The sequence below is a fragment of the Serratia sp. HRI genome (assembly GCF_010119335.3).
Taxonomy (GTDB): domain Bacteria; phylum Pseudomonadota; class Gammaproteobacteria; order Enterobacterales; family Enterobacteriaceae; genus Serratia; species Serratia nevei.
The window spans coordinates 876422-892121 of record NZ_CP083690.1 but is presented as its reverse complement, the minus strand read 5'-3'; the positions used below and the strand labels follow the sequence as shown (position 1 = coordinate 892121).

15 protein-coding genes are annotated in these 15700 nt (G+C 58.9%); 10 read left to right on the top strand and 5 right to left on the bottom strand.

Features of this window, described 5'->3' with window-relative positions:
- The first annotated feature begins 362 nt into the window (after nt 1–362).
- Nucleotides 363–1568, top strand: a complete 1206-nt coding sequence (locus GF111_RS04375) for a serine hydrolase (protein WP_038881127.1) — start codon at nt 363–365, stop codon at nt 1566–1568.
- Between the two features lie 101 nt (nt 1569–1669).
- Here the strand turns inward: GF111_RS04375 and GF111_RS04370 are convergent, their stop codons facing one another.
- The 3 genes from GF111_RS04370 to GF111_RS04360 all read right to left on the bottom strand — a co-directional run bounded on the left by GF111_RS04370 (nt 1670) and on the right by GF111_RS04360 (nt 3560).
- A complete protein-coding gene (locus GF111_RS04370; RefSeq protein WP_060435260.1) occupies nt 1670–2167 on the bottom strand; it encodes a fimbrial protein in 498 nt (165 codons plus the stop codon).
- Between the two features lie 13 nt (nt 2168–2180).
- A complete protein-coding gene (locus GF111_RS04365) occupies nt 2181–3098 on the bottom strand; it encodes a fimbrial protein (RefSeq protein ID WP_071934072.1) in 918 nt (305 codons plus the stop codon).
- A 141-nt stretch (nt 3099–3239) separates the two neighbouring features.
- Nucleotides 3240–3560, bottom strand: a complete 321-nt coding sequence (locus tag GF111_RS04360; protein WP_047728024.1) for a hypothetical protein — start codon at nt 3558–3560, stop codon at nt 3240–3242.
- Between the two features lie 663 nt (nt 3561–4223).
- Here GF111_RS04360 and GF111_RS04355 point away from each other — a divergent pair.
- The 9 genes from GF111_RS04355 to GF111_RS04315 all read left to right on the top strand — a co-directional run bounded on the left by GF111_RS04355 (nt 4224) and on the right by GF111_RS04315 (nt 12597).
- The gene (locus tag GF111_RS04355) at nt 4224–4745 is read left to right on the top strand and encodes a fimbrial protein (RefSeq protein WP_025302212.1); all 522 of its coding nucleotides are present in this window, start codon (nt 4224–4226) and stop codon (nt 4743–4745) included.
- A 78-nt stretch (nt 4746–4823) separates the two neighbouring features.
- On the top strand, nt 4824–5360 hold the full coding sequence (locus GF111_RS04350) for a fimbrial protein (RefSeq protein ID WP_047728021.1): 537 nt from the start codon (nt 4824–4826) through the stop codon (nt 5358–5360).
- Nucleotides 5361–5406: 46 nt separating this feature from the next.
- On the top strand, nt 5407–7941 hold the full coding sequence (locus GF111_RS04345) for an outer membrane usher protein (protein WP_147191457.1): 2535 nt from the start codon (nt 5407–5409) through the stop codon (nt 7939–7941).
- 79 nt (nt 7942–8020) lie between these two features.
- Nucleotides 8021–8785: a fimbria/pilus periplasmic chaperone gene (locus GF111_RS04340; protein ID WP_080350172.1), complete on the top strand. Its 765-nt coding sequence runs from the start codon at nt 8021–8023 to the stop codon at nt 8783–8785.
- 74 nt (nt 8786–8859) lie between these two features.
- Nucleotides 8860–9498 (top strand): fimbrial protein, encoded by a 639-nt coding sequence (locus tag GF111_RS04335; RefSeq protein WP_033650638.1) that lies wholly within the window; start codon nt 8860–8862, stop codon nt 9496–9498.
- A gap of 50 nt (nt 9499–9548) precedes the next feature.
- A complete protein-coding gene (locus tag GF111_RS04330) occupies nt 9549–10103 on the top strand; it encodes a fimbrial protein (RefSeq protein WP_033642504.1) in 555 nt (184 codons plus the stop codon).
- Between the two features lie 24 nt (nt 10104–10127).
- Nucleotides 10128–10550: a hypothetical protein gene (locus tag GF111_RS04325; protein ID WP_046686746.1), complete on the top strand. Its 423-nt coding sequence runs from the start codon at nt 10128–10130 to the stop codon at nt 10548–10550.
- The gene (locus tag GF111_RS04320) at nt 10547–11935 is read left to right on the top strand and encodes an FKBP-type peptidyl-prolyl cis-trans isomerase N-terminal domain-containing protein (protein WP_147191455.1); all 1389 of its coding nucleotides are present in this window, start codon (nt 10547–10549) and stop codon (nt 11933–11935) included. Before GF111_RS04325 ends, GF111_RS04320 begins: the two co-directional genes overlap by 4 nt.
- Nucleotides 11932–12597, top strand: coding sequence for a helix-turn-helix transcriptional regulator (locus GF111_RS04315; protein ID WP_047728013.1), 666 nt, complete (start codon nt 11932–11934; stop codon nt 12595–12597). The genes GF111_RS04320 and GF111_RS04315 overlap by 4 nt, the downstream gene beginning before the upstream one ends.
- 54 nt (nt 12598–12651) lie before the next feature.
- Here GF111_RS04315 and GF111_RS04310 read toward each other — a convergent pair whose 3' ends face one another.
- Both GF111_RS04310 and GF111_RS04305 read right to left on the bottom strand, forming a co-directional pair.
- Nucleotides 12652–14019, bottom strand: coding sequence for an L-serine ammonia-lyase (locus tag GF111_RS04310; protein WP_147191452.1), 1368 nt, complete (start codon nt 14017–14019; stop codon nt 12652–12654).
- A gap of 92 nt (nt 14020–14111) precedes the next feature.
- Nucleotides 14112–15410, bottom strand: a complete 1299-nt coding sequence (locus GF111_RS04305) for an HAAAP family serine/threonine permease (RefSeq protein ID WP_038881129.1) — start codon at nt 15408–15410, stop codon at nt 14112–14114.
- Nucleotides 15411–15700 lie beyond the last annotated feature (290 nt).

Below are 15700 nucleotides of genomic sequence, written 5' to 3'. Positions count from 1 at the left end.
AATATATTAATCTTTTTTAGACGTATAGATGCGCAGATGTTTAGCGGTGCAGATGCTTGGCCGTGTAGCCGTGGGTGGATGCAAAAATGCGCGTCGCGATGATTTTTTGAACGATAAGCGGGGGCCTGCGTACAGTTATGTAAAAATGCTGAAAATTCACGCTAAACCCTGCAAAAATAAGATAAATCACATAAACTCACAGCATGGGCATTTTCGGTGCGTTGCGTTACCCGCTATGGGCGCCGCAGGGGGTTGCGGCCGGCACGCGCGCACCGGGCCACTCTCGCTGGTTGGCTTAAAACGTGAACATGTTTGAAAGTTAACGCTATTTCAATGGTTTGAATGGACACTCTGGCGACGTCATGATGAAAAAAAACTTATCCACTTCCCTGAAAAAACTGACCTTCAGCGTAGGCATCCTGTTGCTGGCCGCCCCGGCCGTGCACGCGGCCGAGCCGCCGGCGCCGCCGCAGGTAGACGCCAAGGCCTACATTCTGATGGATTACAACAGCGGCAAGGTGCTGACCGAAGGCAATGCCGACACCCGTCTCGATCCCGCCAGCCTGACCAAGATCATGTCCAGCTACGTAATCGGCCAGGCGATCAAGGCCGGCAAGATCAAGCCGGAAGACCTGGTCACCGTCGGCAAAGACGCCTGGGCGCCCGGTAACCCGGCGCTGCGCGGTTCTTCGCTGATGTTCATCAAGCCGGGCGATCAGGTGCCGGTGCTGGAGCTGAATAAGGGCATCGTGATCCAGTCGGGTAACGACGCCAGCATCGCGCTGGCGGACTACGTGGCGGGCAGCCAGGATTCGTTCGTCGGCCTGATGAACAACTACGCCAAATCCCTGGGCCTGCAGAATACCCACTTCCTGACGGTGCACGGTCTGGATGCGGAAGGGCAGTACAGCACGGCGCGCGACATGGCGCTGCTGAGCCAGGCGCTGATCCGCGACGTGCCGGACGAATACGCGCTGCATAAAGAAAAAGAGTTCACCTTTAACAAGATCCGCCAGATTAACCGCAACCGCCTGCTGTGGAGCAGCAACCTGAACGTCGACGGCATCAAGACCGGTTACACCAGCGGCGCCGGCCATAACCTGGTGGCGTCGGCCACCGACGGCCCGATGCGTCTGATCTCGGTAGTGCTGGGCGCGCCGAGCGATCGCGTGCGCTTCAGCGAAAGCGAAAAGCTGCTGACCTGGGGCTTCCGCTTCTATGAAACCGCGACGCCGATCAAGGCCGATAAGCCGTTCGTCACCCAGAAAGTGTGGTTCGGCGACGTCAGCGAAGTGCCGCTCGGCGTGGCGAAAGACGCCTCGGTCACCATTCCGAAAGGGCAGATGAAAAACCTGAAGGCCAGCTACAAGCTGACCCAGCCGACGCTGGAAGCGCCGCTGGCGAAAAACCAGGTGGTCGGCACTATCGATTTCCAGCTGGACGGCAAGACCATCGAACAGCACCCGCTGGTGGTGATGCAAGAGGTGAAAGAGGGCAACTTCTTCAGCCGCATCTGGGATATGGTGATGATGAAGCTGAGCCAGTGGTTTGGCGGGATCTTCGGCTAAATACCCTGATGTGAGGAGCGCGCCCCGGGCGCAAGATTCTCGACCAAGCCGCAACGGAGACGTTGCGGCTTTTTTTTCGCGAGTTTCTGGGATGCGGGTGTTTAAAAGTAGTCCACCAGCATGGTGGCGCCGCTGGTGAAATCGCCTTCCGCCAGGGTGACGGCGCTGTTTTTCACCGGCACCGCATCAAGCGTCGGCGGATTGGCGTAATCGATGTTCAGCGGGGTATTGATGGCGAAGGCCTTACCGTTGGCCAACAGCTTGATGCCCAATCCATTGACGCTGCTGGTTAACACGCTGCCGTCGAAGGCCGCCGCGCCGCCCATGATCTTCATTTTCAGCTGGCGGCTGTTATCCAGAAACTCGCATTTGATGCTGTAATCGATGCGTTGCATATAGCGATTGCCGTCGATGCGCTTGATGCCGACCTTGCCGAAGTCGATATCGATGGTGCGCCCGTCATTGATCACGCAAGGCGGAGGCGCCACCACGGTGGCGGTGATGTTGACCTTGGTGCCCTGGTCGGCGGCCTGGGCGGCGGCGCTGATCAGGCTCAGCGACCACAGCAGAGCGCAGCGCGTTTTTTTCGTCATGTTCATTCTGGCTCCCGTTTCAAGGTGCGCTGAAGATCAGCGTGGCCGAGCCTGACAGCGGGCCGGTAGCGATGCTGGTGTAAGGCACATTGTTCTTCACCGGCACAAAGGTTACGGTGTCGTTGCCCAGCCCGTTGACGATGCGCGTTCTGAAGGCATTGTTGGGCTTTACCACCGTGCCGTTGTACACCATGGCCACGCCGACGTTAGGGTTGCTGGTCTTGATAAAATCGCTGGAGAAGCCACTGGCGTCGCTGACCATGCGGATCAGAATATCCTGCGTCGCGCTCTGGTCGTCGCATTGGTAGCTGAGCGCCTTGTCCTGTTTGATTTGGGCGTCGCTGGCGCTTTGAGTCAGAAAGTCCTGGCGGATCTGACCAAAGTCGACATTAATTTGCTGGCCGTTGTTGATGGTGCAACTGGTGGTGACGAAGTAGGCGTCGTTGTCGGCGATCAGGCGCCAGCGATAAACGCCGCACTGCGGGCAACCCGGCTGATCGTTGGTCTGAATAAAGTTGATTTGGCCGATGACGTCGCCCTTGTTCACCTTGATGTCCGGCGTTGGGAAACGGTTCAACACGATATAGACCCGGATGGCGACCGACTGGGTCTGTAACCCGGTAAGGCTGAGTACGCTGATACCTGATGGCACCGGAGAGTTGTAATCGCTGCCGTTGATGGTGGCACCGCTGCCGATGGTGCCAAAAATCGCACTGTTCATCGACAGTGCCGGGCTGTCGGTTTTGAGATAGTCATACCAGCTCGCGACGTCGTTTTTACAGGTGACCTGGCTGACGTTGACGATTTCGTTTTTGCCATAAGAAAGCTGTGGCCCGATGCGTACCCGGACGTCAACCGGCGTGGTCGAGCCCCCGGGTGGAATCAGTCCGCCATCGGATGTGCGGCAGGTAAATGCGTTGGCATTGCCAAGCAGCATGAAGAAAGATAATGCCAGGCAGCAACGTAAAAATAGCAGGGCTGTTTTTCTCACGATAATATCCCAATATATATAAATAGTGTGCGGCATTACTCCGCAATGAAATATCGCCAATCAGGCCGGTTGGCCATATTTATTCCGTTAAAGGGGAGTGAGGGCATCTCTGTTGGGGATGCCGTCGTTATCACCGTTCAGCAACGCGGTGGGATACCACCTCAACGAGTTATTGATAGAGCCGTCCGTCACAATCACTTTTTGCCGGGCGACAAGATCCAACAACAGCCGCCGAGCCCGGTAAACACCGACGTTGACGGCATTGGCCAGTTGCCGTGTCGATAGCCATTGCTGCGGCGGCGGCAGACCGGCGACGGGGCACTTGCGGGGTGACTGCGCAAATAATGTTTGCAGCAGATCGTGCTGCAATTGCCGTATTTCCTTTTGTTTCGGAGATAACGCTTCCATAGCACTTCCTCTGTATTCCGATTGCTGTATTCCTAAGAAAAAACAAACTTTCGCTGCCTACCAACAACGAGGTAAAACGCGAACAAAGAAAAATCCTATCTATTTATCAGGATTGAAAAAAAGGCGTTGCCCGCCCCGTTTTTACCTATACCAAGGCTGGGGGGCGTCACGCTGAAACCTAAAATTTTGGTTTATTATATTCACAAAGCGCCACTTTGCGATCTGATTACTTGGGAATCACAGAAAAACAGGATATTGCTCTATAAAAGCATCTTTTACGATCTATGAGCCTAAAAATAACAGTAAATTAACTTCAATTAGGAAATAAATTGCGAATGTTCGCCTTGATCAAAAAAAACCTTTTTTTGCTTGGAGGCATTTGCCAGAATATTCATCGCCGGACAAGAAGGGCGGATTAGAAAGTATTGGTCTCTGCTTGTTGTGATTTCGTTTATTTTTATATGACGAATTCATTAATGGGTGGGCCGCTGCGAACTTGCCGTAATCGACATGTTTATTGTCGGTGCCTTTGGGTTTTGGCAGTTAACCAACCAGCAAGATGCTAAAGAATCAGGGCTGCGCATATATAAGCGCGAGCGGGTTTCCTGTTGCTCTTTTTCTTGATTGGAATATGCATTTTTTCTTATAAGGAATATAGGTTCTATGAAACTTAACAAAATCATGATGGCTGCAGTGATTGCATTTGGCGCAAGTTCTTTTGCACAGGCAGCCGATCAGGGACACGGTAAGGTCACCTTCACGGGCTCTATTATTGATGCGCCATGCTCTATTGCACCCGAGTCGATCGATCAGACCGTAGATCTGGGCCAGGTTTCCAACGTGGCGTTGAAAAACGGCGGCAAATCCAACCCGCGTCCGTTTGAAATCAAACTGGAGCAGTGTGATATCACCACGCTGAAAACCGTTAAAACCACCTTCAGCGGCGTAGCGTCGTCCACCGACAAGGATCTGTTGGGTATCGCGGGTACCGCCAGCGGCGCCGGCGTAGCCATCTCTTACAATGGTCAGCCGATCAAACTGGGTGAAGCGACTACCGCGCAGACCCTGAACACCGGCAACAACACCCTGCATTTCGCCGCCTACCTGCAGGGTGAAGGCGCTTCCGCCGCCATCGTTCCGGGCGATTTCACTGCCGTAGCCGATTTCACCCTGGCTTATCAGTAAGTGAGTCCGAAGGCTTAATCAACCAGGCATGGGGTTCGCCGCATGCCTGGTGAATCTCCCTGTCAAAGGAATGTCGCGATGTTTTTACCAAGGAATCGAGCGGGTGCCGTTCTTTTGGCGTCGTTGGCGTTTGCGCCCGGCTATGCAACTTCCGCCGCGCAGGGGTGGGGCAAAGTCAACATGCACGGCGCCATTATCGACACCGCCTGCGCCATTGCCGCCGGCAGCCGCGATCAGACGATCGATATGGACACTATTCCTCTCGGACAGATCATTCGTGACGGCCAGGGGATGACCAAACCTTTCAGTATCGAATTGGTCAATTGCATTTTGGAACGGCCGGAAAACAAGCCTGACTGGAAATTCTTTCAGGTCACGTTTGATGGTTATGCGGAAGGCGCTCTGTTTGGCGTACAGGGCGATGCGCGCGGCGTTGCTTTGGAGATAAAAGACAGCAGCGGCACGGCGGTTATTCCAGGGAAACCTTTGCCGATGGAGGGAATAATACCGGGAAACCGAGTGCTGAATTATTCCATGACGTTGATGCCGAATCACCAGCCGTTGAAGGTGGGAGCGTATTTTTCCACAGTGCGTTTTAAGCTGGATTATTTTTGATTTTTTCTCGTACTGACGGTTAATTCGTTATTGAAAGGACTTTATTATGCTTTCACCGGCAGGGAAGTTATTTCGTCTTCAGGCCTTGGGGCTTTGCGTTGCCCTTTCTCTGGGAAATCCAATCGCGTTGGTCTATGCCGCCGACGTGATTCAATTCAATACCGACGTATTGGACATCAACGATCGTAAAAATATCGATCTGAGCCAATTTACGCGCAGCGGCTACATCATGCCGGGCGTTTATACCATGGTGGTGCACGTCAATAAGAACGATCTGCCGGAACAGCCGGTGACGTTTATGGCGCCCGAGAACGATCCAAAAGGCAGCGAAGCCTGTCTTTCGCCGGAATTGGTTAACCAACTGGGGCTGAAAGAAAAACTGTTAAGCACGCTGAATTGGACGCACGGCGGCCGTTGCCTTGACGCTTCCAGTCTGGCGGGGATGGAAGCCCGCGGCGATCTTGCCAGCTCCTCACTGTATCTCAACATTCCTCAGGCCTATCTGGAATACAGCTCGGAAAACTGGGACCCGCCTTCGCGCTGGGATGACGGTATTCCTGGGCTGCTGTTTGACTATAACGTCAACGCCCAAACGCAAAAGCATCAGAAAGGCGGCAGCAGTTACAGCCTGAGCGGCAACGGCACCGGCGGCGCCAACCTGGGCGCCTGGCGTCTGCGCGCCGACTGGCAGGCCAACCTCAACCATCAGACCGGTTCTTCTCAGCCTACCGATAAACAGTTCGACTGGAGCCGCTATTACGCCTACCGGGCGATCCCGGCGCTGCGTTCGCGGCTGACGATGGGTGAGGATTACCTGAACTCCGACATTTTCGACAGCCTGCGCTTTACCGGCGTCAGTCTGCGATCCGACGACAGCATGTTGCCGCCCAACCTGCGCGGCTATGCGCCGGAAGTGACCGGCGTGGCGAAAACCAACGCCAAGGTGGTGGTCAGCCAGCAGGGGCGCGTGCTGTATGAAACGCAGGTAGCGGCGGGGCCGTTCCGCATTCAGGACATCAATGATGCAGTTTCCGGCGAGCTGGACGTGCGTGTCGAAGAGCAAGACGGTAGCGTGCAGGAGTTCAAGATGAACACCGCCAACATTCCTTATCTGACGCGGCCGGGTACGGTGCGTTACAAGCTGGCGACGGGCAAACCGTCGGAGTGGGGGCACCATCTGCGCGGGCCGATGTTCGGCACCGGCGAGTTCTCCTGGGGCATCAGCAACGGCTGGTCGCTGTACGGCGGTGGCATCGCCGGCGGCGATTACAACGCGCTGTCGCTGGGGATCGGGCGCGATCTGATGGCGCTGGGGGCGCTGTCGTTCGACGCCACGCAGTCGCGCGCGCGTTTGCCGCAGGAGGGCACACTTACCGGCGGTTCGTATCGGTTGAGCTATTCGAAGAACTTCGATGAATACGACAGCCAGGTCACCTTCGCCGGTTACCGCTTCTCCCAGGAGGACTTCATGAGCATGGGGGACTATCTCGATGCGCGTTACGAAGGGGGACGCAGCGGCAAGAGCAAGGAGATGTACACCATCACCTTCAACAAACAGTTCCGCGATCTGGGGCTCAGCACCTATCTCAACTACAGCCACCAAACCTATTGGGATCGGGCGCCGAACGATCGTTACAACCTGATGGTATCGCGCTACTTCGATATCGGCGATTTCAAGAACGTCAGCGTATCGCTGTCGGCCTATCGTAACCGTTACAACGAGCGCAACGACGACGGGATGTACCTGTCGCTGTCGCTGCCCTGGGGCAGCGCCGGGACGCTCAGTTACAACATGACGCTCGATCGTGAAGAGAACGCTCATCGGGTCGGTTACTACAACCGGGTCGATGAACACAACAACTATCAGATCAGCGCGGGCGCCGCGCGCAGTGGGGCGACCGCCAGCGGGTATTACAGCCATCAGGGCGATATGGCGCAGATCAACGCCAACGCCAGCTACCAGGCCGGTCGCTACAGCGCCGTCGGCATCGGCGCGCAGGGCGGCCTGACGATGGCGGCGGAAGGGGCGGTGCTGCATCGCGTCAATACGCCGGGCGGCACGCGCTTGCTGCTCGATACCGAAGGCGTCGCCGGCGTGCCGGTGCGTGGCTACGGCAGTACGGTGCTGACCAACCGTTACGGCAAGGCGGTGGTGGCGGATGTGAACAGCTACTACCGCAACAAGGCCAGCATCGATCTCAACAGCCTGGGCGACAACGTCGAGGCGACGCGTTCCGTGGTGCAGGCCACGTTGACCGAGGGCGCCATCGGCTACCGCAAGTTCGAGGTGATTGCCGGCGAGAAGGCGATGGCGATCGTCAAGCTGGCGGACGGCAGTGAGCCGCCGTTTGGCGCCACGGTGCTGAATGCCCGCAAACAGGAGACCGGCATCATCAATGACGGCGGCAGCGTTTACCTGTCCGGCCTCAACCCCGGCGAGCGCATGAGCGTGCACTGGAACGGCGCGGCGCAGTGTGAAATCCTGCTGCCGGCGCCGTTGCCGGCCGAAATGCTGATGAACACGTTGCTGCTGCCTTGCCGTCCTCTCACCGGTAACAAGCCGGCGGAGAACGCCAACTGATACCCCCGGCGGAGCGTGCTTCGCCGCTAAACCGCCGGGGCGGAATCGCCCGCCTTCGGCTGACTGGAACCGTGAAGACATGATGAATCTGACTATGACCAGAAAGACCGTTTCCCTTTTGAGCTCGCTCGCCGCCGCGCTGACGATCGGCGCGATCGGCCTGCCCGCCCATGCGGCTATCGCGCTGGATCGCACGCGCGTGATTTTCGACGGCGACCAGAAAACGGTCAGCCTCAACATCAGCAATCAGAATAAGCAATTGCCCTATCTGGCCCAGGGGTGGATTGAAGACGATCGCGGCAACAAGATCCAAAGCCCTTTCACCGTGCTGCCGCCGGTGCAGCGGGTGGAGCCGGGCAAACCGAGCCAGGTGAAGATCCAGTCGCTGCCGGCGGCGCGTCAGCTGCCGCAGGACAGGGAGACGCTGTATTACTTCAACCTGCGCGAGATCCCGCCGCGCAGCAATAAGCCGAACACGCTGCAGATAGCGTTGCAGACGCGCATCAAAATGTTTTATCGCCCGGCGGCGCTCGCCCCGAAAAAGAACGCCGCACCGTGGCAGGAGCAGCTGACGCTGACCCGGCAGGGTGACAAGTACGTGGTGAACAATCCGACCCCGTATTACGTGACGATCGTTGAGGCGAGCGCTGGCAAGGGCGGGAAAGGGGCCGCCGGCTTTGAACCGTTGATGGTGGCGCCGAAGGCCAGCGCCCCGCTGAACGTCTCAGCCGCGAGCCTCGGCAGCGGCCCGTCGCTGGCGTACATCAACGATTACGGTGGTCGGCCGCAGTTGAACTTCCGCTGCGCCGGCAATGCCTGCCAGGTCGTGCCGGTCGCCAAATGACGCGCCGCGCGCAAGCAGGGAAGACCAAGTCATGAACACAGCGGAGTGAACGAATCATGCAACGAAAGAACCCCATGCTGTTGGGAAAGGCCTATGAACGTCATCAGCGACGCACTATTGGCCTGACGGTGTTGGCCGCGCTGATGGTGCCGCTGACGGCGGGCACGATGTTGATGCTGATGCCGCCGGCCCGCGCGGTGGATAACTGGGACGTTGAGGGGGCGAACGGCACGCTCCACGTCTACGGCGCGTTAACGGAAAGCGCCTGCAGCCTGGAAATGACCACCGCCCGCCAGGAGGTATGGCTGGGCGAGACGGGAACGGCGCACTTCCAGCGCCCGGGCGATCGCGGCACGCCGGTCGCCTTCGAGCTGACGCTGAAAGACTGCCTGCGGGCGCCGGCGAGCAACCGCGACGCCTGGACCGGGGTTCTGGCCTGGAGCGGCAGCCAGCCTGCGGTGTCCGTCGCGTTTTCCGCGCCGACGGATGACGACGCGCCGGGTCTGGTCAGGGTCGCCGGCGTCACCGGTTTGGGGTTGCAGTTGGCGGATGCCCGCGGTCTGCCGGTCCGCCTCGGCACGCGCAACAAACCGGTATTGCTGACGCCGGGACAAAACACCCTGACGTATACGGTGACGCCGGTGCGCACTCCGGCGACGCTGAGCGCCGGCGCTTACCGCGCGGCGATCGATTTCCGTCTTTATTACGACTAATACGCCGCTTGCGCCTGGCAGGCGCAAGCATAACCAAAGGGAGTGGCGTCATGCGCGCGACAGAGACGAACCGGCGCCGAAGCGCGCTGCTGGGAGCCGGCATGGTGATGCTGGCCGGCATGATGGCGCAGCCGGCGGCTGCGGCGGAAAACATGCGCTTTCACGGTACGCTGGTGGCCGAGCCGTGTGTCATACAACCGGGGGATGAGGACATCCAACTGGATTTCGGCACCATCGTCGACAAATACCTGTACCTGAACACCCGCACCCACAGCCAAACCTTCGCGTTGCACCTGACCGAGTGCGATCTCAGCCTGGGCAATACGGTGGCCATTACGTTTACCGGTACTGAGAACGCCAAACTGCCCGGCCTGTTGGCGTTGGATGGCGGCAGCCTGGCGTCGGGGATCGGCATCGGGCTGGAGGACAGCAGCGGCAAGGCGCTGCCGCTCAATCGCGCCAGCGATAAATTCCGTCTGAACGCCGGCAACACCACACTCACGCTGCAAGCCTATGTGCAGGGAGAGCCGGAAGCCATCCAGACGAAGTCCATCGGCCGCGGCACCTTCAGCGCGGTGGCCACCTTCACGTTGGAATACGAATAAGCGCCTACAAGGACAAGAAACGCAATGATGAGAAAGCACGTCAATCACGCCCTGCGCATGGGGATGCTGTGCCTGTTGGCGTTGAGCGCCGCCGCTTGCCAAAGCCAAAAGCCGGGCAAGCCTGCCGTGAACACCCAAAATCAGGCTGCGCAACCTCCGTCAGAAGAGGTGTTGCGCAAGCAGCGTGAGGCCGAGCAACTGCGCCAGTGTCAGGAGCAACTGGGCGCGTTGCGCACGATCAACGAGAAACAGTATCAGCGCTACAAACAGGCGTTCGACAGCCTGATGAGCGGCGCTTCCCAGTACGCCAACCTGCGCGCCCGGGTAAACGGTGACACGCAGGAGACGGTGGATGCGCTGTATCGCTACAAGGTCAACTATCTGTGCGCCGGGGTGAATCAGGCGGTGTTGACCGGGCTGGCGGATCGCGGGGAGCAGGTTAAATGAGGCTGCGTCTGCTGGGCTGTGTCGCTTTGCTGTTCACCGGCGTCGCGCAAGCGGACGACGGCGTGCCGGCGCTGCTGCAGTTTGCCGAGCAGTATCAACGGCAGAATATCGGTCCGGCGACCGAAAAAACGGCGCCGGACGACCGTGAGTCAGGGAAAAAAAAGCGTGAGCCGGCGAAGCGCCTGTCGGACAACAGCCAATCCGCCTCACCGGCCAAAACGTTTACGCTGAGCCAGGAATTATTGGCGCGCGATCAACAACTGGCGCGCCAGCGAATGGCGCTGACGGCGCTGCGCCAGGAGCTCGCCGCGCTGCGGGCGGAGAAAGCGGCGCCACCCGTCGCGGCGTTGCCGGACTCGTCAACGCTTCAACAGTGGATCGCCGGGCTGGGCGCCGCCTGGCGTGGTTCGCCCGACGCGCAGCGCGCCGAGGCGCTGTTGCGTCAGGCGACGCAGGAAACCGCCAAAAGCAGAGCGACGGCGGCGCAGGCCGAACGGCGCGTCACCGAACTTGAGTCTGCCGCGCAGGCATCGGCACAAACGCTTGCACAACGCCAACGCGAACACCAGGAGGCGTTGCACGCTCTGCGCGCCGCGTTGGAAGAAAGCGAGCAGAAGCGGGCCGGTGAGCAGAAGGCGACTCAGCAGGCGCGCGAAGACCTGCTGGCGTTGCGTAAGCGGCTGCAATGGGAGATGACGCCGGAGCAGTTGAAGGATGAACGCAAGCGTTTGTCCTATGCGGCGGGCAGTGCGCTGGGGCGGGATATTCAGGGGGTAGTGACGGAGCGTCAAAGCTGGGGCGTACCGGTGGACCGCGACAGCCTGTTGGCGGGCGTCATCGATAGCGTGTCGGGGCGTTTGCAGCTGCCGGCGGATGAACTGAATACGCTGACGGCGCAGGCGGATGCCGCCGCCATGGCCGCGCGTGAGAAACGCGTTAACGAACAGCAGCGGCATGATGAAGATTATCTGGCGCAGTTCAGTCAACAAAAGGGCGTAAAACAATCGGCGATGGGCTTTTGGTATCGGGTGGATTACGCCGGTGAGGGCGCGCTGGCGCCAACGGCGGTGGTCGATGTGGTCGTGAAGGAGAAATTGACCGACGGCACGGTGATCCAGGATATGGAACTGAGCGGCAAGGTGCTGTCGCAACCGCTGTCCGAGTATCCGCCGCTGTTCAGGGAGGCGATAAGCCATCTGCACAACCACGGTTCGCTGACGATGGTCGTGCCGCCGGCGCTGGCGTACGGCGAAACCGGCTACCCGCCGAAAGTGCCACCTAACGCCACCATGATTTATGAATTACGCATCGACAACAGTCAGGCTCCGACAAAGGGGGCCCAGGCGGTTAAACGGGAAGCCGGAACGGCGGGAGGGCAGGGATGAACACCATGATAAAAATCGCGCTATTTGATGAAAACCGTTACTTCAGCGCCGGTTGGCAGGAGGCCCTGGCGCTGCATTTCAGCACTTACGGCAAGCGTACGCTGTTACTGGATGCGCAGCAGGTTCATGAAGCCGATCTGGTGTTCTGCTATTTTCCTCCCGGCGTGCAAAGCTGCTTTTGTCACTTCTTTGAGGCGCAGACCGCAGGGCGCAAAACGCTGTATTTCTCGTTGCGAACGCCGGAGGGGCGGCATAAACGCACCGTCGGCACCCGCTGCTCGCTGGAGGCCGGCGTCATCTACCACGATACGCCGCTGGTATCGGCATTGTATCAGGTGAGCGCCGAACTGGAGCGGCGCGGCAAATGGCCGGGCAGGCCGGGTTGTGGCATGAACTGCGTATGCCAGCACCGAGGCCTGACGCTGCGCGAACAGGAGATCATGCGCTGCATGACGCGGGAGATGGGGGTGACGCAAATTGCGCGGATGCTGGACATCAGCGTGAAAACCGTCAGCAATCACAAGATGAGCGTTATGCGCAAGATGGGATTCCGGCGTAATGCCGAACTTTACGGTTGGCTGCGGCACAGCGCCCGTCCCGGCGCCGTGGGGGCTCGAGCCGGCATTCAGCCGGGCGTTGCGGCAGGGAAAGAGCGGCATTGAAACGGCGCCGGCCAGATCGGAACGGCCGGCGCTTTTAGTGATTCGCCGTGGCGGTCAGTTGCAGGCCACGACCTTGATCGCCAGCCCGCCCTGGGAGGTTTCGCGGTATTTGGCGTTCATGTCTTTGCCGGTTTCGTACATGGTTTCGATCACCTTATCCAGACAAACTCGCGGTTCGCTGGTGCGGCGCATCGCCATGCGTGCGGCGTTGACCGCCTTGACGGCGGAAATGGCGTTGCGTTCGATGCAGGGCACCTGAACCTGGCCGGCGAGCGGATCGCAGGTCAGCCCCAAATGGTGCTCCATGGCGATCTCCGCCGCGATGCACACCTGCGCCGGGCTGCCGCCCAGTAGCTCGGTCAACCCGGCCGCCGCCATCGAACAGGCTACGCCCACTTCCCCCTGACAACCCACTTCGGCGCCGGAGATCGAGGCGTTCATCTTGTACAGCGCGCCAATCACCCCGGACGCCAGGAAATAGCGGGTGTAGGAGTTGGCGTTTACCGGACGGATGAACTTGTCGTAGTAAGCCAGCACCGCAGGGATGATGCCGCAGGCGCCGTTGGTCGGCGCGGTGACCACGCGGCCACCGGCGGCGTTCTCTTCGTTAACCGCCAGCGCGAACATGTTGATCCAATCGACCACGTTCATCGGGTCGATATTGTTCTTGTCGCCGGTCACCAGAATGCGGCGCAGCGCGGCGGCGCGGCGCGGCACTTTCATCGGGCCGGGCAGCAAGCCTTCGGTGTTGATACCGCGTTCGATACCGGCGCTCATCACCTGCCAGACGTCGGCGAAGTGTGCGTCGATATCCGCCTTGCTGCGCAGCGCCAGTTCGTTCTGCATCACCAGGCCGGACAACGACAGCCCGGTGTCTTTGCAATGCTGCTGCAGATCGTGTGCCGATTTGAACGGGTAGGGCACCGGCGTGGCGCCCTCGGCGGATTGGCCGAAGTGCTCTTCGTCGACGATGAAACCGCCACCGATCGAGTAATAGGTTTTGCTGTGCAGCAGGCGTTCACCGGCGAAGGCGCGGATGCGCATGCCGTTTTCGTGCAGCGGCAGGTTGTCGCTGTGGAAGTTCATGCCGCCGTGCGGCGGGAAATCCACCTCGTGGTGGCCGTTGGCCAGCGGCAGGCGGCCGCGCTGTTCGACGTCGCGGATAAAGCCCGGAATGCTGTCGATGTCCACGTCGTGCGGCAGGTTGCCGGCCAGGCCCATGATGATGGCGATATCGGTGTGGTGGCCTTTACCGGTCAACGACAGCGAACCGTACACGTCGACCACCACGCGGGTGGTGTCCTGCAGCTGCTGGTGGGCGATCAGATCGTCGACGAACTGTTTGCCGGCTTTCATCGGGCCAACGGTGTGGGAGCTGGATGGGCCGATGCCAATCTTGAAAATATCGAAAACGCTGACCATGGTCTCGCCTCCTTCTTCAGGTTTCAGGCGGTGAATACGGGAAATGGGGGAGTGCGGGAGGGCCGGCGCGCAGCGGCGCCGGCCGGACGTGATTAGCCGAGCAGGCTGAACACGATAGCAGAGATGGCAATCAGACCCATCACAACCACGAACACGTTGCTGATGTGGCCGCTGTACTTGCGCATGGCAGGCACTTTACGGATGGCATACATCGGCATCAGGAACAGCAGCATGGCGATGATTGGGCCGCCCAGGGTTTCGATCATGCCCAGGATGCTTGGGTTCAGGGTGGCGACGATCCAGGTGGTCACCAGCATGAAGATAGCGGTCATGCGGTTCAGCTTGGCGGTGCTGACGGTTTTGCCGCGGCTCTTCATCGACTTGGCAACCAGGCCGTTGAAGCCTTCACGCGCGCCCAGGTAGTGGCCCAGGAACGATTTGGTGATGGCGACGAAGGCGATAACCGGCGCGATGTACGCGATCATCGGGTTGTTAAAGTGGTTAGCCAGGTAAGACAGAATCGAGATGTTCTGCGCCTTGGCTTCCGCCAGGTTTTCCGGCGTCAGGCTCAGCACGCAGCTGAACACGAAGAACATCACGGTCAGCACCATCATGATGTGTGCATAAGCCAGAATGCGGGAGCATTTTTTCTCGGCGTCTGCACCGTACTCTTCGCGTTTGGCAACGGCGAAGGCGGAGATGATCGGCGAGTGGTTGAAGGAGAACACCATTACCGGGATCGCCAGCCACAGGGTCATGATCAGGCCGTGGCCCATGCCGGTACCGCTGCCGGACAGCGACACGTTTTCGAAGATGGCGCCGGTCCAGTTAGGGATCAGATACACCGCCAGCAGCATCAGCACCGCGACAAACGGGAAGACCAGGATGCTCATGGTTTTCACGATGGCCTGCTCACCGAAGCGCACGATGGTCATCAGGCCGACGATCAGGATCAGCGACAGGATGGCGCGCGGTGGCGATGTCATGCCCAACTGGTGGGTGATGAAGCTGTCGACGGTGTTGGTGATCGCCACGCTGTAAACCAGCAGAATCGGGTAGATGGCGAAGAAGTACAGCAGGGTAATCAGTTTACCGGCGGTGATACCGAAGTGCTCTTCTACCACTGCGGTGATGTCTTCACCGGGATTTTTGCCGGACAGAACGAAACGGCACAGGCCGCGGTGGGCAAAGAAGGTCATCGGGAAAGCGATGATGGCCATGATGATCAGAGGAATCAAACCGCCGATGCCGGCGTTGATTGGCAAGAACAGGACGCCTGCGCCGATGGCGGTGCCGTACAGGCCCAACATCCACATGGTATCCGTTTTACGCCAGGTACTGCTGGAGCCCGAGGCCGCAGAGGCAATTGTGCCGGTCTGTGTAGTGTCCATAAATATCTCCGAAGTGAACACGAATTTAAAATTAAAAGGCAAAACTTAAGGTTAAACCGTCAAACGTCCTATTCAGGCAACGCTTGCGGTAAGAATCAGGTGTTGCTTGCGGGGATGTTTTGGCGTCCCCCTGGTTGTTTATTGCGTTCATTACCAAGGCACAGCGCCGGGTAATTCACTAAAGACTTTTCACCGTCACGGGCGATAAAAGTCGTTACCGCTGCCGACAGGTCTTTGCCTGTCGATTTTTGTTGGCGGCAAGATAACGATTTACAGTAGAAACAACCGTG